16 protein-coding genes are annotated in these 17,929 nt (G+C 68.3%); 13 read left to right on the top strand and 3 right to left on the bottom strand.

From position 1 onward, the window contains the following. The first annotated feature begins 81 nt into the window (after positions 1-81). The 5 genes from IQ782_RS19825 to glmM all read left to right on the top strand — a co-directional run bounded on the left by IQ782_RS19825 (position 82) and on the right by glmM (position 6,878). Positions 82-2,646, top strand: coding sequence for a putative PEP-binding protein (locus IQ782_RS19825; RefSeq protein WP_194136401.1), 2,565 nt, complete (start codon positions 82-84; stop codon positions 2,644-2,646). 161 nt (positions 2,647-2,807) lie between these two features. Beyond that, the gene (locus tag IQ782_RS19820) at positions 2,808-3,452 is read left to right on the top strand and encodes a cell wall hydrolase (protein ID WP_194136400.1); all 645 of its coding nucleotides are present in this window, start codon (positions 2,808-2,810) and stop codon (positions 3,450-3,452) included. Positions 3,453-3,548: 96 nt separating this feature from the next. Next, positions 3,549-4,478, top strand: a complete 930-nt coding sequence (locus IQ782_RS19815) for a dihydroneopterin aldolase (RefSeq protein WP_194136399.1) — start codon at positions 3,549-3,551, stop codon at positions 4,476-4,478. Between the two features lie 52 nt (positions 4,479-4,530). Then, entirely contained in the window at positions 4,531-5,535 is a 1,005-nt protein-coding gene (gene folP, locus IQ782_RS19810) for a dihydropteroate synthase (RefSeq protein ID WP_194136398.1), read from the top strand. Continuing rightward, positions 5,532-6,878, top strand: a complete 1,347-nt coding sequence (gene glmM, locus IQ782_RS19805; RefSeq protein ID WP_194136397.1) for a phosphoglucosamine mutase — start codon at positions 5,532-5,534, stop codon at positions 6,876-6,878. The genes folP and glmM overlap by 4 nt, the downstream gene beginning before the upstream one ends. 365 nt (positions 6,879-7,243) lie before the next feature. On the opposite strand, the gene IQ782_RS19800 is transcribed toward glmM, so the two are convergent. The 3 genes from IQ782_RS19800 to IQ782_RS19790 all read right to left on the bottom strand — a co-directional run bounded on the left by IQ782_RS19800 (position 7,244) and on the right by IQ782_RS19790 (position 9,634). After that, the gene (locus IQ782_RS19800) at positions 7,244-8,572 is read right to left on the bottom strand and encodes an MATE family efflux transporter (protein ID WP_240989419.1); all 1,329 of its coding nucleotides are present in this window, start codon (positions 8,570-8,572) and stop codon (positions 7,244-7,246) included. 91 nt (positions 8,573-8,663) lie between these two features. Beyond that, complete coding sequence (locus IQ782_RS19795) at positions 8,664-9,173, bottom strand: PaaI family thioesterase (RefSeq protein WP_194136395.1); 510 nt, start codon at positions 9,171-9,173, stop codon at positions 8,664-8,666. After that, positions 9,170-9,634 (bottom strand): PaaI family thioesterase, encoded by a 465-nt coding sequence (locus tag IQ782_RS19790; protein ID WP_194136394.1) that lies wholly within the window; start codon positions 9,632-9,634, stop codon positions 9,170-9,172. The genes IQ782_RS19795 and IQ782_RS19790 overlap by 4 nt, the downstream gene beginning before the upstream one ends. Before the next feature lie 116 nt (positions 9,635-9,750). Between IQ782_RS19790 and IQ782_RS19785 the strand changes: the two genes are divergently transcribed. The 8 genes from IQ782_RS19785 to IQ782_RS19750 all read left to right on the top strand — a co-directional run bounded on the left by IQ782_RS19785 (position 9,751) and on the right by IQ782_RS19750 (position 17,847). After that, positions 9,751-10,122 (top strand): MerR family transcriptional regulator, encoded by a 372-nt coding sequence (locus tag IQ782_RS19785; protein WP_194136393.1) that lies wholly within the window; start codon positions 9,751-9,753, stop codon positions 10,120-10,122. Positions 10,123-10,381: 259 nt separating this feature from the next. Further along, the gene (locus IQ782_RS19780) at positions 10,382-10,777 is read left to right on the top strand and encodes a MerR family transcriptional regulator (RefSeq protein ID WP_194136392.1); all 396 of its coding nucleotides are present in this window, start codon (positions 10,382-10,384) and stop codon (positions 10,775-10,777) included. Positions 10,778-10,826: 49 nt separating this feature from the next. After that, positions 10,827-12,632 (top strand): acyl-CoA dehydrogenase family protein, encoded by a 1,806-nt coding sequence (locus tag IQ782_RS19775; protein ID WP_338092615.1) that lies wholly within the window; start codon positions 10,827-10,829, stop codon positions 12,630-12,632. Positions 12,633-12,667: 35 nt separating this feature from the next. Beyond that, a complete protein-coding gene (locus IQ782_RS19770) occupies positions 12,668-12,880 on the top strand; it encodes a hypothetical protein (RefSeq protein WP_194136391.1) in 213 nt (70 codons plus the stop codon). 424 nt (positions 12,881-13,304) lie between these two features. After that, positions 13,305-13,943 (top strand): glutathione S-transferase family protein, encoded by a 639-nt coding sequence (locus IQ782_RS19765; protein WP_194136390.1) that lies wholly within the window; start codon positions 13,305-13,307, stop codon positions 13,941-13,943. A gap of 51 nt (positions 13,944-13,994) precedes the next feature. Next, entirely contained in the window at positions 13,995-15,206 is a 1,212-nt protein-coding gene (locus IQ782_RS19760) for an acetyl-CoA C-acetyltransferase (RefSeq protein WP_194136389.1), read from the top strand. Next, complete coding sequence (locus tag IQ782_RS19755) at positions 15,206-15,685, top strand: cupin domain-containing protein (RefSeq protein WP_194136388.1); 480 nt, start codon at positions 15,206-15,208, stop codon at positions 15,683-15,685. Before IQ782_RS19760 ends, IQ782_RS19755 begins: the two co-directional genes overlap by 1 nt. Then, positions 15,682-17,847 (top strand): 3-hydroxyacyl-CoA dehydrogenase NAD-binding domain-containing protein, encoded by a 2,166-nt coding sequence (locus tag IQ782_RS19750; RefSeq protein WP_194136387.1) that lies wholly within the window; start codon positions 15,682-15,684, stop codon positions 17,845-17,847. The genes IQ782_RS19755 and IQ782_RS19750 overlap by 4 nt, the downstream gene beginning before the upstream one ends. Positions 17,848-17,929: the final 82 nt, after the last annotated feature.

Here is a 17,929-nt window from a genome sequence, read left to right as displayed (position 1 = left end):
CGGCACCGGGTCCGATAAAAGGTGCTCGTGCGATACATCCATTTCAGGATATGCTGCACCGCGGAGAAACAGGGGCCCGCCATGCCCGATACCTACCGGAACGACATGCAGGCCGATGATCCGCATGTCACGCTCATCACCCCCTCGGCGCCGATCACGACGCCGAGCCATGGGGGCCGTGCGAAATGCCTGCAACGGCTGGTCCGGCTGGACCTGCCGGTGCCGCGCACGGTTGCGCTGAGTTTCGACACCGTCCACCGCATCGCGCAGGGCGAGGTGCCGCCGCCGGCGCTGATCCTCGGCCAGTTCGCGCCCGGCACGCTGCTCTGCGTGCGCCCCTCGTCCGAAGACCCCGACTGGGGCGGGCCGGGGTCGGTGCTGAACATCGGCATGAACGATGCCACCTTCGTCGAATATTCCGACCGGATCGGGGCCGAGGCCGCTTCGGCGCTCTACATGCGCTTCGTGACCGGCTACGCGATCCACGTGGCGCGGCTGGATCCCGACGTCTTCGAGGAAATTGACACCACCGGCCAGCAAGGCCTGTCCGACGCGCTGCGCGCCTACGAGGAAGAGGCCGAGGAGCCATTCCCGCAAGATCCCGCCGTTCAGCTCACCGCGGTGCTGCGCACCATGGCCCGCGCCTGGGAGGGAACCACCGCCCGCCTTCTGCGCCAGGCCAAGGGTGCCCCCGTCGATGCCGGGCTCGGTCTCATCGTGCAGGAAATGGCGCTGGGGCTGGGCCAGGGCGAATGCGGCTCGGGCGTGCTGCAACTGGTCAACTCCGACACCGGCCTGCCCCAGATCACCGGACGCTACCTGCACCAGAGCCAGGGCCGCGATGCGCTTCACCACGAAAGCGCCGCGCTCTTTCTGGAGCGCGACCCGCGCGGTCCCTCGCTGGAGGAGCTGGCACCCGAGGCCTTCGAGCAACTCAAGGCCCACGCGCGGCTGATGCGCGAGAGACTGCGCGCAGAGATGCAGATCGAGTTTACCATCGAGAGCGGCCGCGTGCACATTCTCGACGGCGTGCGGGTGAAGCGCTCGCCCCGCGCCGCGCTGCGCATCGCCGTGCGGCTCGCCGAGGACGGCATCATCACCCCCGAAGAAGCGTTGCTGCGCGTCGAGCCGCGCGGGCTGTCCGAGCTGCTGCACCGTCAGATTTCACCCGACGCCGAGCGCGACGTGATCGGCCGTGGCGTCGCCGCCTCCCCCGGGGCCGCAACCGGCAAGATCGTCTTCAGCGCCGCCGAGGCGCAGGCCTCCGCCGCGCGCGGCGAGCCCTGCATCCTTGTGCGCCGCGAGACCTCGCCCGAGGACGTGCGCGGCATGCATGTCGCCGCCGCGGTGCTCACCGAGCGCGGCGGGATGACCAGCCACGCCGCGGTGATCGGCCGTGGGCTGGGCCTGCCCTCGGTCGTGGGGGCCGCGAACATGGGCTTCCGGCTGAATGATAAGGTCTTGATTTCTCAGGATGGTCGGCGCTTCCGGGAGGGAGACACGATCACTGTCGATGGCACATCCGGCCAAATCCTCGCCGGCGCCCCCGAGATGGTCGAGGCGGCGCTCGACGATGCCTTCCGCACCTTCATGTCCTGGGCCGATGAGGCGCGCGACATCGGCATCCGCGCCAATGCCGACACCCCCGCCGACGCGGCCACCGCGCGCAACTTTGCAGCGCAGGGGATCGGCCTGTGCCGGACCGAGCACATGTTCTTCGAGGCCGACCGCATCACGCCCATGCGCGAGATGATCTTCGCCGACAGCCCTGAAGATCGCAAAGCCGCGCTCGCTCGCCTGCTTCCGATGCAACGCGCTGACTTCACGGAACTTTTCCGGATCATGGAGGGGATGCCAGTCTGTATTCGCCTGTTCGATCCGCCGCTGCACGAGTTCCTGCCGACCGATCGCGCCGGGCTGCGCGATCTCGCCGAAGCGCTGGATCTACCGGTCAGCGACGTGACCCGCCGGGTGGAATCCATGGGCGAATACAACCCGATGCTCGGGATGCGCGGCGTTCGTCTCGGCATCGCGGTGCCCGAGATCTACGACATGCAGGCCCGCGCCATTTTCGAGGCGACTCTGGATGCCTCGAAGGACGGTGCCCCGGTCGAGCCCGAGATCATGCTGCCGCTCGTCTCGGCGATGAAGGAGGTCGAGCTGGTGAAGACCCGCATCGACGCCGTGGCTGCCGCGGTGCGCAACGAACGCGGCCGCGCCTTCGACTATTCGCTCGGCGTCATGGTAGAGACCCCCCGCGCCTGCCTCCGCGCCGACGAGATCGCCCAGCACGCGCATTTCATGTCCTTCGGCACCAACGACCTCACCCAGATGACCTATGGGCTCTCGCGCGACGACGCAGGGCGCTTCATGTCGCACTACGTGCAGCAGGGTGTCTTTCCCGAGGACCCGTTCCACCGCCTCGACCCCGAGGGGGTCGGCGAGCTTATCAAGATCGGAGTGGCGCGCGGAAGACACGGCAACCGCGGAATCATGCTCTCGATCTGCGGCGAGCATGGTGGCGACCCTGATTCGATTGCATTCTGCCGAGAGGCCGGAATCGACTACGTGAGCTGCTCTCCGTTCCGCGTTCCGATCGCGCGACTTGCCGCTGCGCAACTCGCGCTGAAAGAGAAAATCGGGTAAAAGAGGCCGAATTTCGCCTAAAATTCGGCGTTTTCCCCAATGGGGAAGGCGACTGTCCTTTTGCGTCTTCTTACGCGGGTAGACGAATTGGCGACATTTTTGTAAATCGCCTCCGATTTCGGCATCCGTAGGGGTGCCCCCCCGAGCCGTGAGAGCCCTTAATGTTTCGTGCCACCGCGATCGTCGCCGCCGCTGTATTTGCGGCGTTTCCCGTCCGCGCTGACATCCAGCATGACAGCATCCGTCACCTCGTCAAACTCGAGCAGAGCGCCCTGCGTTCCGCAAATTCTTCGCATCTGCGCAGCATGATCACCCCCGTGTCTGCTGGCAGCGCGAGGGCCCCTCACTACGACCGCGCCTGGCTCGCCGCCCAGCCCAGGGCCACCGGCGGCGCGCAGTTCCAGTGCCTGGCAGAAGCGCTCTACTTCGAGGCGCGCGGCGAGAGCCTCCAGGGGCAGTTCGCGGTCGCCGAGGTCATCATGAACCGCGTCGACAGCCCGCGTTTCCCGGACTCGGTCTGCGGCGTGATCAACCAGGGCACCGGACGTCTTCACGCCTGCCAGTTTTCCTACACCTGCGACGGCCGCCCCGAGCATGTGAGCGAGAAGGCGGCGTGGGAGCGCGTTGCCAAGGTCGCCAAGGCGGTGATCACGGGCGCGCCACGCGCGCTGACCCAGGGCGCGACCTACTACCACACCCGCGGCGTCCGCCCGAGCTGGGCGCGCAAGTTCACCAAGACCGCAACGATCGGGGCGCACTTCTTCTATCGCGGTGCCGGAAGCTACCGCATCAGCACCAGCAACTGAGCGCCGCTTTTCAACTCCACGACGCCGCTGTCGGGGTCGCCCCTGCGGAAAGCCGCTGCTAGAGAGGCCGCAACGTCCGCATCCGGAGCCACTGTCATGGCCGACGAAATCCGCCTCGCCTTCGCCCATCCCGACGAACGCGCCATCGCCACCGCCGGGGATATCCCCCGTGACCGCATCTCGCTGCGTGATCATGTCGTCGACGTCGAGATCGGCGCTTTCCAGGCCGAGCGCGGCCATCGCCAACGGGTGCGGTTCAACGTCGTGGTCGAAGTGGCGCCGGGCAAGGGCGCGCTGGAGGATGACGTCGATCTCATTCTTTCCTACGACAAGGTCACCGAGGCCATCGCCGCCGAGCTTGCTGCCGAGCGGCTGAACCTGCTCGAGACGCTGGCCGAGCGCATCGCCGAGCGTATCCTGCTCGAACCTCAGGCCCTGCGGGTCTTCGTGCGGATCGAGAAGCTCGACCGCGGCCCCGGCGCGCTGGGGGTCGAAATCGTGCGCGCCCGCGACGGCGAGCCGGTGGGCGCGGCACAGGACGATGCGCGCACCCGTCCGCACCCGCGGGTACTCTACTTCTCGAACGCCGCCATTGCCGATGCGGCCCTGAAGGGCTGGCTCGACCAGGCCGAGGCCATGGGTGCCCCGGTGATCCTTTGCGTCGGCCTGCCCGAGGGCAGCCGGCCGCAGGCGCGCCATCCGCTGGCGCAGCGCCGCATCGACCTGCTGGCGATCGAGCAGAATGCCTGGATGCTGGCCGCCCGCGATCCCCGCGCCAAGGTGGTCGCGACCCGCACCGAGCTCGACTGGGCGATGAAGAACGGCCAGAGCTGCATCTGGGCTCCGTCGAAGATCGTGCTCGACACACCCGCCGGACAGGCCGCTCACCCGGAGGATCCCGCCGAGTTGGCGGGCTGGTTCGCCGGGCTGATGGAGGCCTGCGAACTGGTGCTGATCGGCGAAGAGCCGCCCGCCGGCGTGACGGTTCCGGCGCGGGCTGTAACAGTCGGACATACCACGCTCTGAGCACCCTCCCCCCCGGCTTGCCAAGATGGCCGTCATCGGGCAGAGACGGCTAATGACCGCGCGATACCGCCCCCTCGTCCAGACCGGACACACCCGCCCCGAAGGTGCCCTGCCGCTTGCCGGGGGGCCGCGCTGGTTCACCCATTGCGCCCGACATGCCCGCGGCGAGGCGGTGAAGGTGGTGGTGGCCGCGGAGGTCCCTCAGGACGTTCTGGCCCGGCTCACCGCCGCGCGTGAGCCCGTCGCGGGACTGCCCATGGACGGCAGCCGCATCATGGGCATCCTCAACGTCACACCCGACAGCTTCTCCGATGGCGGCAGCGACGCCTCGGTGGCGGACTCCGTCGCCCGCGCGCGCCAGATGCTCGCTGATGGCGCTGACATCCTCGACATCGGCGGCGAGAGCACTCGCCCCGGCGCGCCCGAGGTGCCGGCCAGAGAAGAGATCGCCCGCGTCGTGCCGGTCACCGAAGCGCTGAAAGGTGTCCCGATCTCGGTCGACACCCGCAAGGCCGCGGTCGCCCGCGCCGCCGCCGCGGCCGGTGCCACGTTGATCAACGATGTCTCGGGACTGGTCTTCGACCCCGAGATGACCGAATTCTGCGCCTCGTCCCGCCTGCCCGTCTGCGTCATGCACATGCGCGGCACCCCCGAGACGATGAGCGCCGAGACCGATTACGCGGACGTTCTGCTCGACGTCTACGACTTCCTCGAGACGCAAATCCACGCGCTGGAACACGCCGGCCTGCCGCGCGAGAAGATCCTCGTCGACCCCGGCATCGGCTTTGCCAAGACGCTGGAGCAGAACCTCGCGCTGCTGCACGGGCTGTCGCTGTTCCACGGCCTTGGCTGCGCGATCCTGCTCGGCGTGTCGCGAAAGGGCTTCATCGGCAAGCTCTCGGGCGAGACCGAGGCCGCCAGACGTTTCCCCGGCTCCATCGCCGTCGCCCTTGCAGGCGTCGCACAGGGAGTCCAGATCATCCGCGTTCACGACGTACGCGAGACGCGCCAGGCCCTGACGCTCTGGCAGGCCGTCGAAGAAGGAGGCCAGGAATGACCCGCAAGCTGTTCGGCACCGACGGGGTGCGCGGCACCGCCAACATGCACCCGATGACCGCCGAGATGGCGCTGGCCATCGGCGCCGCCGCCGGGCGCTATTTCCGCCGCGAGGCGGGAGGCACGCACCGGGTGGTGATCGGCAAGGACACGCGGCTCTCGGGCTACATGTTCGAGACCGCGCTGACCGCGGGCCTCACCTCGACGGGCATGAACGTGCTGCTCCTCGGCCCGGTGCCGACCCCCGCCGTCGGGCTGCTGACCCCCTCGATGCGCGCCGACGTCGGCATCATGATCTCCGCCTCGCACAACCCCGCGCATGACAACGGCATCAAGTTCTTCGGCCCCGATGGCTTCAAGCTCTCGGACGAGGCAGAAGCCGAGATCGAGGCGCTGGTCGAGGCGGGCGTCGAGCCGGCGCAGGCCGGCAACATCGGCCGCGCCAAGCGCATCGACGATGGCCGTTTCCGCTACCAGGAGCGGGTGAAGTCGAGCTTCCCGCACGGCATGCGGCTCGACGGCATGAAGGTGGTGATCGACTGCGCCAATGGCGCCGCCTACCGCGCCGCGCCCGAGGTGCTCTGGGAGCTCGGCGCCGAGGTGATCCCGGTGGGCACCCACCCCAACGGGCTCAACATCAACGACCAATGCGGCTCGACCAAGCCGCAGACCGCCGCCGAGACGGTGGTGGCGCATGGCGCTGACGTCGGCATCTGCCTCGACGGCGACGCCGACCGGGTGATCCTGATCGACGAGACCGGCACCGTCGCCGACGGCGATCAGATCATGGCGCTGATGGCTGGCCGCTGGGCCGAGGAAGACCGGCTCAACGGGGGCACGCTGGTCGCCACCGTGATGTCGAACCTCGGGCTCGAGCGCTACCTCGGCGATCGCGGCCTCACGCTCGCCCGCACCAAGGTCGGCGACCGGTACGTGGTCGAGATGATGCGCGCCAAGGGCTTCAACCTCGGCGGCGAGCAGTCGGGCCACATCGTGATGACCGATTACGCCACCACCGGCGACGGTCTGATGGCCGGTCTCCAGTTCCTCGCCGAAATGGTGCGCACCGGTTTGCCCGCCAGCCGTCTCGCGCGCAACTTCGAGCCGGTGCCGCAACTGCTGAAAAACGTGCGCTTCGGCGCCGGACAGACACCGCTCGACGCCGCGAGCGTGCAGGGCGCCATCGCCGAGGCCGAGGCACAGCTCTCGGGCCGCGGTCGGCTGCTGATCCGCAAGTCGGGCACCGAGCCGCTGATCCGGGTCATGGCCGAATGCGAGGACGAGGCGCTGCTGGCGCAGGTGGTCGACGGCATCGTTGCCGAAGTGCAGGCCGCCGCAGGCTGACCTCCTCCTGCCGGAGCCGCGGTCCCGGCGCGAGCGTCGGACGGGCGTATTTGGAAAGAGAAGAAGCCGTGGACCCGCGCTGTGTCCTGCGTAGCCCCGATCACGAGCGTGCGGCGGCGCGGTCATCCAAGGCCAATTCGGGTACGTCGATGCCGCGCGCTGGACGGGTCCTGCCGAACCGGGCAAAGGAGCTTTCGGGGACATGGCGGAAGGGGATGTGTCCTGGAGCCCCAATCCGAGAGCATCCCCTCGTCGGCCGCGAGCGCGCTGCGGGGCCCGCGGGTTCGCCGTCTGAACGTCACGCGACGTCTCGTGCTCCGCTGTCGGCCCGCGCCGCTATCGCGGCGCTGCGCGTCTCGCCGGTGTCACGTTCCGCCCCGGGCCACCCAGCGCTCCAGCGCCGGGTAGCGCAGCGCCAGGGTGACGCCTCGCGCCAGGAAGGAGACCTGGAAGGCAAGCCACAGTCCGTGGTTGCCCATCGCGGGCACCGCGAGCAGCAGCACCGCGACGTAGATCATCGCCGACACGGCCATCATGTTGCGCATGTCCGCCGAACGCGTCGCGCCGATGAAGATGCCATCCAGCATGAAGGGCAGGATCTGCAACAGCGGTGACATCACCATCCAGGGCAGGAAGACGCCTGCGGCCGTGCGCACGTCGGGATCGGCCGCGATCGACCGCACGAGGGACGGGCCCGCGACCAGGAAGAACAGCGCCAGCAGCGCCGCGGCCAGCGCACACCAGAGCCCCGACAGCCGCGCGCTGCGCCGCAGATGCGCCACGTTGCGTGCGCCCACCGCCTGACCCACCAGCGCCTCGGCGGCGAAGGCGAAGCCGTCCATCGTGTGGGCGGTGATCATCATGAACTGCATCAGCACCTGGTTCGCCGCGAGCGTCACGTCGCCGAAATGGCCGCCGACAAGCATGAAAGAGACGATGATGGCCTGCAGCAGCAGCGACCGGATCAGGATGTCACCGTTGAGCGCGGCCATGCGGCGCAGCCGCGCCGGGTCGAAGACCCGGGCCCTGTTGCGCCAGCCGGCGCCGAGGAACCCGTCGCGGCAAAGCCATATCCCGAGCCCGAGCCCCGTCCACTCGGCGACGAAGGTGGCCAGCGCCACGCCCTCGACCCCCATGCCGACCCAGAGCACCAGCGCGAGGTCGAGCACCACGTTCACGAAGTTCATGCCGAGTTGCAGCACCAGCACCGCGCGGGTGCGCTCCTGCGCGATCAGCCAGCCGGTAAGGCCGTAGATCGCCACCGCCGCCGGTGCCGACCAGATGCGGATCTGCATGTAGCTCTGCGCCATGTGCTCAACCTCGGCGGAGGCTGGTGAGACGGCAAAGGCGACCTGGAAGACCAGCGATTGCAGGAGGATCAGCAGGACCCCGCCGGCAAGACCGATCAGCAGCGCCCGCGCCAGCAGGGCCGAGACCTCGCAGTTGTCCCGCTCGCCGAGCGCCTGCGCGGTAAGGCCGGTGGTGCCCATGCGCAGGAAGCCGAAGATCCAGTAGATCGCAGAGAGCACCACGGCACCGACGCCGACCGCGGCAATCGGCTCGGGGCTGGGAATCTGGCCAACCACGGCGGTGTCCACCGCTCCGAGGATCGGCACCGTGGCGTTGGACAGAAGGATCGGCAGCGCGATCTGCAGGACCCGGCGATGGGTCAGGCGGGGTGTTTGGGCGGGCATCTGGGGAGGCGTCTGGGAGGACATCGTCACTTGGGCATAGTGCGCATGGGGCGCGGGGTCGATCGGAGCGCTGCGGTCTGCGGATGCGATCTCACCGCTCCTCGGAAGGCATCAGGAAATGGCCCACGGCCTGCACGATGGGGCGGTCGCGGTTATCTTGCCAGGCCTCGGCGTGGACCGAGGCGTAACGCCGCCCCGATCGGGTGACCCTCGCACGGGCATAGGCATCGCGCGGCAGGCCGGGGCGCAGGTAGTCGATGGCGAAATCGATGGTCTTGGGCAGACGCGGCAGGCGCCCCTGTTCCAGCGATGCAAGATCCAGCCGCCCGGATTCCACCTCGTCCCAGAGGGACATCCAGCTCAATGTGATGATCGAGGTCACCTCTAGGAAGGCGGCGGTCACCCCGCCGTGCAGCGCCGGCAGATCGGGATTGCCGATCAGCTTCTCGTCGAAGTTCAGCACGCCGGTCAGCTCGTCGCCGCGGCGGTCGAAGGTGATGCCGAGGAAATTCACGTAGGGAACGCCTTCTGCCAAGGCGCGCAGGGCAAGATCGCGGCGCTGCTTGACGACCTGCACCGGCTCGGGCTTGCGAAGGCTCATGCCGCGCCCTCCGCATCGCTCTCGCGGAGCTGCGGCACGGTGAATGTGCCGGTGGCCATGGCGACCGGGCGCGTCTCGTCCTCGTCCAGCGCCACCGCGCGCACGAAGGCGACGGAGCGGGTCACGTGATGACATTCGGCGCGGGCGGTGATCCCCTGCCCCGGCGTCGCCGCACGCAGATAGTCGATGCGCAGGCTGATGGTCGCCGTGTGCCCCTCGACCAGGGGATGCGCCATGACCGAGGCACCGCCACAGGTGTCCATCAGCGTCGAGACCGCGCCGCCGTGGATCACCCCGGTTTTCGGGTCGCCCACGAGGTGCTCGGCGAAAGGCATATGAATCTCGGCTCGACCGCCGCCGAAACTGGCGATCTTGAGCCCCAGGGCCCGTGCCTGCGGCAGCCGCAGGATCAACTCTTCCGAGAGCGCGGGGTCGAACCCGGCGACCGCATCCGTGGACATGCCAATATCCCTTTCTGTCTCACGCCTTTATGCGGCGAGAGCCCGCGCACCGCAAGCCGGGCAGCCATTGCCCTTGCCGCGGTGCCGCATTACCTTTCGCTACGTCAGGAGGGCCCATGAGCGAGACACGTCTCAGCTTCAAGGAAATGTGCGCGCGGTTCGATGTGACCCCGCGAACCTTGCGCTATTACGAATATATCGAACTGCTCAACCCCGAACGAGAGGGGCGCTCGCGCTGGTATGGCCCGCGCGAGGTGGCGCGCATGACGCTGATCCTGCGCGGCCGGAAGTTCGGCTTCCAGCTCGAAGAGATCCGGCAATGGCTCCAGATGTACGAGAGCGAGGGCACCGGGGCGCAGATGCGCACCTGGGTCGAGATGGCAGATCGCCAGCTGGTGCAGCTCGGGGAGCAGCGTCGGCAGCTCGATGCGGCGATCGAGGAGCTCAAAGCGCTTCGGGATCTGACCCTCAAGCAACTCGGGGATTAGGCCGAATCAGTGGCCTCTTGCGGCTGAAACCGCTTTGGTTCCGTACCCGGCGGCATACATTCCGCGCTCTGCATGCCGAACCGGCTCGCAACCAGAGAAAGAAAATTCTTCGCGCCATCGCGTGACGCTTAATGATGTTACGTAAATTGACAAATGACGCCGCGTCCGAGTCTCAAAAGGATAGGGGGCAGTTGTAGGAGTCGCTCCAAAGGCGCAGGTGACCCGTCATCTTGACGCGAAGTGAGGTAGAAGACCTGACATGAGTGACGACCAGTTGATGACGATCCGCGAAATGTGCGACCTCTTCGAGGTGACGCCGCGGACGCTCCGTTTCTACGAGCAGAAAGAACTGCTCTTTCCCATCCGCGAAGGGCAGAAGCGCCTCTTCACCCGGCGCGACCGGGCCCGGCTGAAACTGATCCTGCGCGGCAAGCGCTTCGGCTTCAGCCTCGAAGAGATCCGCCAGCTCCTGGAGCTTTATGACAAGGGTGACCAGCAGCGCACCCAGATCACGCGCAGCCACGAGATCGGCCAAGAACGTCTTGCCGACATGATCCGTCAGCGCGATGATCTGACCATGGCGATCGAGGAACTGAAAGAACAGCTTGCATGGGGCGAACAGATGCTCCGCGAGCTCGAGCGCAAGGCCGGCTGATCCGGCATTCGGATCTCGGCAGGTCTTGGCGGACGGGAGAGGAGGCCCCATGCCAGGCGCAGCACATGGCGCACCCCAGGGTGCACCCCAGGGCGCAATGCCCGAATATACCGCCCCGGTCGCGGATCTGCTCTTCGTCCTTTGCGACGTGCTGCAGATCGACCGGGGCGATTTTGATTCTCTGGACCGCACCGCCTGCGCCGCGATCCTCACCGAGGTCGCGCGGCTTGCCGAAGCGCGCCTCGCGCCGCTCAACCGCACCGGCGACCTGCAGGGCTGTCGGCTCGAGAACGGCGTTGTCCGCAGCCCCGAGGGCTTCCCCGAAGCCTTTGCCGAGGTCTGCGCCGGCGGCTGGTACGGGCTCGACTGCGCGCCCGAACATGGCGGACAGGGTTTGCCGCACATGCTGCACTGCGCCGTCGGAGAGATCCTCTCTGCCGCCAACATGGCCTTCCACATCCACGCCGGCCTGACCCATGGGGCCTATGGTGCCATCGCCGCGCACGGCAGCGAGGCCCAAAAGGCTCTCTACCTTCCAAAGCTCGCCAATTGCCGCTGGACCGGCACGATGAACCTGACCGAGCCGCAATGCGGCACCGACCTCGGGCTCATCCGCACCCGCGCCGAAGCGATCCCCGACAGCGCGGGGCGCTTCCGGCTCTACGGCACCAAGATCTTCATTTCGGCGGGCGAGCACGAGCTTGCCGAGAACATTCTCCACCTCGTCCTCGCCCGGCTGCCCTTTGCCCCCGAGGGGGTGAGGGGCCTGTCGCTTTTCATCGCCCCCAAGCGCCTGCCCGCTGCAGACGGCAGCCCCGGCGCGCGCAATGCGCTCCGCGCCGCACGGATCGAGGCGAAGATGGGCCTTCACGGCAATGCCACCTGCGAGATGGTCTATGACGGGGCCGAGGCCGAGCTTCTGGGCGCCCCGCATCAGGGCCTCGCGGCGATGTTCACCATGATGAACGAGGAACGGATCAGCGTCGGGCTGCAGGGCTATGCCCAGGCGGACCGCGCGCTTCAGGGCGCGCTCGCTTTCGCCCGCAGCCGCACGCAGGGCCGCGCCCCAGGGGCCCCTGCCCGCCCGGACGCCGCCGCTGACCCGATCCTCGTGCACCCCGACGTGCGGCGGATGCTGCTCGACATCCGGGGGTTCACCGAAGGCGCCCGCGCGCTGACGCTCTGGGGGGCACAGCTTGTCGACAGCGCCCGCGCCGGCGATGCCGCCGCCGCCGCGCGGCTGTCGCTGGTGACGCCGGTGATCAAGGGATTTCTGTCAGACAAAGGCGTGGACTGCTGCCTGGCGGCGCAGCAGGTGTTGGGCGGCGCGGGCTACATCGAGGAGATGGGCCTGTCGCAAATCCTTCGCGATGCGCGGGTGACCACCATCTACGAGGGCACCAATGGCGTGCAGGCGCTGGACCTCGTCGCCCGCAAGCTCGGCGCGAACGGCGGTGCGGCGATGCTCGCCCTGCTTGACGAGATGAACCGCCTTGCCAACGAGCCCGACGCCACCGAGGCGCTCGACGAGATCTTCCTTGCTCCGCTGCGCCGCGCGCTGGAGGACCTGCAGTCCGCCCTGCTGCGACTTCAGGCCTTCGGCGCCGGCGACCCCGAGGCAGCGCTGTCCGGGGCAAGCGATTTCCTGCATCTCTTCGGCCATGTCTGCCTGGGCTACATGTGGGCCCGCATGGCCCGCGCCGCCGCCTCCCTGCCCGAGCCCGCGCGCCGTGCCAAACTCGATGCCGGGCGGCACTACATGTCCCGCCAGTTGCCCGCGACCGCGCTCCATCTCGCCCGCATCGAGGCCGGAGCCGTGGCCGCTTTGCCGCTGGACGCCGGGGCCGCGGAATGAAACCCTGAGCCCGACACGCCGCAAAGGAGCCGCCCATGGCCAAGCGCTTTCGTCTCACCCGCCGCTTCTCGGTTGCCATGACCGAGGATGGGTATCGCGGACTGCGGGGCTTCGCGGCGGCGGCGGGACTCGACGAAGGCGAGGCGCTGTCCTTCCTGTTCGAGAATTTCGACAGCGTGACCGACAGCGAGGTGCTGGCACACCGGCTAAGGCTGTTCAATGCGGATCTGGAGGCGCGCAAGCGATGAGACCCGCGCCGTCCCTGATGCGTCCTTCGGGCGAGCGGCCAAGGAACCGGCAAAGGACCGGGGGCTTCGCGCCCCCGGACCCCCGCGGGATATTTCTGCCTAGAAGAACGCGGCGGACCGCACATCGTGTCCGCGCCAAGATCCCTTGCGACTTCTGGCGCCGGGGTTCTCGGGACTGCACTCGGTCCGCCCCGCCGCCTTGCCCGCCTGAAAAAGCGGCCGGCTTGGCGGCGGGGTTTCTCCTAGGGCGGTCATCGGCTTCCCAGCCTGTACCGCGGGGACAGTCTTTCCGCACCATGGTTAAGAACAGGTTACAACCAACACCGAAGTTGCTTTCTTCTAGGTTCAAATATCCCGCGGGGGTGCGGGGGCGCGAAGCCCCCGCGGCGCTCCGCACCACAAGTTACAGGGAAAGACCTCGCGCATGACCATCAAGCTCTATTGTTTCGGAGAATCCGGCAATGCCTACAAGGCGGCCTTGCCGCTGCATCTTTCGGGTCTCGACTGGGAACCCGTGAAAGTGGATTTCTTTGCCGGTGCCACCCGCGCTCCCGAATATCGCTCCCAGGTCAACGAGATGGGCGAAGTGCCGGTGCTGGTGGATGGCGCGGTCACGCTGAGCCAGTCGGGGGTGATCCAGCACTATATCACCGAGAAGACCGGCAAGTTCGGCGGCGCCACCACAGCCGAGGCGCGTGAGGTGCTGCGCTGGCAGTTCTGGGACAACCACAAGCTCAGCAGCCAGGCCGGGATGACGCGGTTCCTGATGAATTTCCTGCCGCCGGAGAAGCGCCCGGCCGAAGTCATCGCCTTCACGCAGGCGCGGCTGAAATCGGCCTATGAGGTGCTGAACGCCCACCTCGACGGGCGCGCCTGGATGGTCGGCGACGGACCGACCCACGCGGACTTCTGCTGCTGCGGCTATCTCTACTATCCCGAGCCCTTCGGCTTCACCCGCGCCGACTGGCCGAATATCGACCGCTGGCTCGCGGGGATCGAGGCGCTGCCGGGCTGGAAACACCCCTACGATCTGATGCCGGGCTCGCCAGCCGACCGGGTTTGACCGGACGCCGGGCTCCCGGCACCCAGCCCGCGCGACATGGAAGGAGGAGCCATGACCGAGGCCTTTATCTACGACGCGATCCGAACCCCGCGCGGGCGGGGCCGGCCCGATGGCGCTCTGCACGAGGTCACCGCGCTGCGGCTCTCGGCGCTGGTTCTTGACGGCCTGCGCGCCCGCTGCGGGCTTGACGGACCGGTGCTCGAGGACGTGATCTGGGGCACGGCCACGCAGGTCGGCGAACAGGGCGGATGTCTTGCACGCTCGGCGGTGCTGGCCTCGGGGCTTGACGAGCGCATTCCCGGCCTGTCGATCAACCGTTTCTGCGCCTCGGGGCTGGAGGCGGTGATGCTCGCCGCGGCGCAGATCACCGGTGGCATGGGGCAGGCCTATGTGGCGGGCGGCGCCGAGATGATGAGCCGGGTGCCGATGGGCTCGGACGGGGCGGCGATCGCGGTCGATCCCGCGCTCGCCATGGCCCGGCATTTCGTGCCGCAGGGGGTTGCCGCGGATCTCATCGCGACGAAATACGCAATCACGCGCGAAGACGCCGACGCCTATGCGCTGGAGAGCCAGAGGCGCGCTGCCCGTGCCTGGCAGGAAGATCGCTTCGCACGTGCGATCCTGCCGGTGACCGACATCAACGGGCTGACCATCCTTGATCGCGACGAGGCGCTGCGTCCGGACACCGATCTGCCGGGCCTTGCGGCGCTCAAGCCCTCCTTCAAGGAGATCGGCGAACAGATGCCCGGCTTCGACGCGGTGGCGCTGATGCGCTACCCAGAGCTGGAGCGCATCCGCCACATCCACCACGCCGGCAACAGCTCGGCCATCGTCGATGGCGCGGCAGGCGTGCTGGTGGGATCGGAGGCGTTCGGCGAGGCCATGGGACTCAAGCCGCGGGCCCGCATCCGCGCCATGGCGCGCGTCGGCAGCGAGCCGACGATCATGCTGACCGGGCCGGTCCCGGTCACCGAGCGCGTTCTCCGGAAGGCCGGGATGCGGATCGGCGACATCGATCTGTTCGAGGTGAACGAAGCCTTCGCGTCGGTCGTGCTGCGCTTCCTGCAAGCCTTCGACGCCGACCCGGCCAAGGTGAATGTCAACGGCGGCGCCATCGCCATGGGCCACCCGCTCGGCGCCACCGGGGCAATGCTGCTTGGCACGCTGCTGGACGAGCTCGAACGCGCGGGCAAATCCACCGGGCTTGCCACCCTCTGCGTTGCCTCTGGCATGGGCGTGGCCATGATCATCGAGAGGCTGTGATGCCAAAGCTTGATCCGCAACCCGTCACCACCCACCGTTCGAGCCGCCACCGCGTGCTCGGCGACGGCCCCGGCCCCTATGGCGTGCAACTGCTGTCGGACCCCGGCGGGCTGACGCAGTTCGGCGCCTTCATCGAAGAGCTGCCACCCGGCTCCGCTTCGGGCTGGCGCCACTGGCACGAGCACGAGGACGAAATGGTCTACGTGCTGAGCGGCACCCTGGTGCTGATCGAGGACGAGGACCTGCCAATGGGCCCCGGCGACTGCGCCTGCTGGCCGGCCGGACAAGGCATCGGCCACCGGCTCGAGAACCGCTCGGACGCCCCGGCGCGCTACCTGGTGATCGGCACGCGCAGCGGCGCGGACGTCATTCACTACAGTGACCACGACCTGGTGACCGAGACCCATGGCGCGACGCGGGTCTACCGTCGCCGCGACGGCTCGGAACTGGGTCGGCACGATGGGGAGGAAGGAACATGAGCGATTTCTCAGCCAGCACCGAGGGCGGTGTCTGCACCATCACCTGGGACACGCCCGGAAAATCGATGAACGTGATGAGCCTCGAGGCGCTCGGCCAGCTCGACGCGCTGGTGCAGGCCGCGTTGGCCGAGCCCGCCGTGACCGGCATCGTGATCACCTCGGCCAAACCCGGCAGCTTCGCCGGGGGCATGGACCTCAACACGCTCGCCGCGCTGCGCGAGGCGGCGGGGGACGATCCGGCAAAGGGCATCTTCGACGGGATCATGCGCCTTCACGCGGTGCTGCGCCGGATCGAGCGCGCCGGGATGGACGCGCAGAACCGGGGCGGCAAGCCCATCGCCTGCGCGCTGCCCGGTACCGCGCTCGGGCTCGGCTACGAGCTGGCGCTGGCCTGCCACCGCATCTTCGCCGCGCCGGAGCCAAAGGCGAGGATTGGCCTTCCCGAGATAAAGGTGGGGCTTTTCCCCGGTGCCGGCGGCACCACCCGGCTGCTGCGCAGGTTCGGGGCCATGGGCGCGGCGCCCTATCTTCTCGAAGGCAGGGTGCTGGCGCCGGACGCCGCGCAGAAGGCCGGGCTGATCGACGAGATCGCCGAGGATCCGCTGGGTGCCGCCCGCGACTGGGTGCTGCGTGCCGCGCCCGAGGATCTGGTGAAGCCCTGGGACCGCAAGGGCCACAAGCTGCCCGGCGGCGGGCCCTACCACCCGGCGGGGTTCATGACTTTCGTCGGGGCCTCGGCCATGGTGTCCGGCAAGACCAAGGGCGTCTACCCGGCGGTAAGGGCGCTGCTTTCGGCGGTCTACGAGGGGGCGCAGGTGCCCTTCGATACCGCCCTCAGGATCGAGGCGCGCTGGTTCACCCATGTGCTGCTCGACCCCAGTTCCTCGGCGATGATCCGGACGCTCTTCGTCGGCAAGGAGGCGCTGGACAAGGGCGCTGGCCGCCCCGGGGACGTGCCACCGCAGACCGTGAAGAAGCTCGGCGTGCTCGGTGCCGGGATGATGGGCGCGGGCATCGCGCTGGTCGCGGCGCAGGCGGGGATCCCCGTGGTGCTGATCGACCGCACGCAGGAAGCGGCGGACAGCGGCCGCGACCGCGCCGAGGCCTCGCTCGACGCGGAGGTGCTGCGCGGCAAGACCAGCGCGACGCAGAAGCAGGCGGTGCTGGACCGGCTCACCGCCACCACCGACTTCGACGCGCTGGCCGGTTGCGACATGATCATCGAGGCGGTCTTCGAGGATCCTCAGGTCAAGGCCGAGGTCACCCGCGTGGCGCTGCGCCACGTGCCCGAAAGCTGTATCTTCGCCACCAACACCTCGTCGCTTCCGATCAACAAGCTGTCCGAAGCCTCGCTGATGCCCGAGAATTTCCTTGGCATCCACTTCTTCTCTCCGGTCGAGAAGATGATGCTGGTCGAGGTGATCAAGGGCGCCCGCACCGGGCCGCGCGCCGTGGCCAAGGCGCTGGACTTCGTGCGGGCGATCCGCAAGACGCCGATCGTGGTCAACGACGCGCGCTTCTTCTACGCCAACCGATGCATCATCCCCTATCTCAACGAAGGTCTGCGGCTGCTGCGCGAGGGCGTGGCCCCGGCGCTGATCGAGAATGCCGCGCGGCTCGCCGGAATGCCGCTGGGACCGTTGCAGCTGATCGACGAAACCTCGATCGACCTGGGGCTGAAGATCGCGCAGGCCAGCCGCGTCGCGATGGGCGACGCCTATCGCGACGGGGATGTGGACGGGGTGCTGGAACGCATGGCGGATCTCGGGCGTCTCGGACGCAAGTCCGGTGCCGGTTTCTATACCTATGAGGGCGACAGACGCCTCGGGTTGTGGGACGGGCTGGCCGCGGAATGGCCGGTGGCCACCGAGCAGCCGGACCTTCTGGAGCTCCAGCATCGGCTGCTCTTCGTGCAGGCGATCGAGGCGGTGCGGGCGCTGGAGCGGCATGTTCTGCCCGGCGTGCGCGAGGGCGACGTGGGGGCGGTGCTGGGTTGGGGCTTCGCGCCCTGGTCGGGCGGACCCTTTTCCTGGCTCGACATGCTCGGCGCCCCCTATGCCGCCGAACGTACGGCAGAGCTGGCAGAGCGTTACGGCCGCCGCTTTGCCTGCCCCGAGACGCTGTCCGAGATGGCGCGCACCGGCCGAAGCTTCTACGGCTGACCGCAGGGCGCGCCCGGCCATGCCGCGCCGCCGTGCGTATTTGGAAAGAGAAGAAGCGCCACGTGCCCGCGCCTTCTTCTAG

The organism is Salipiger mangrovisoli, assembly GCF_015223355.1.
In the GTDB taxonomy this organism is placed as follows: domain Bacteria; phylum Pseudomonadota; class Alphaproteobacteria; order Rhodobacterales; family Rhodobacteraceae; genus Salipiger; species Salipiger mangrovisoli.
Note: the sequence above shows the minus strand (reverse complement) of the source record. Positions and strands in the feature narration are given on the sequence as shown.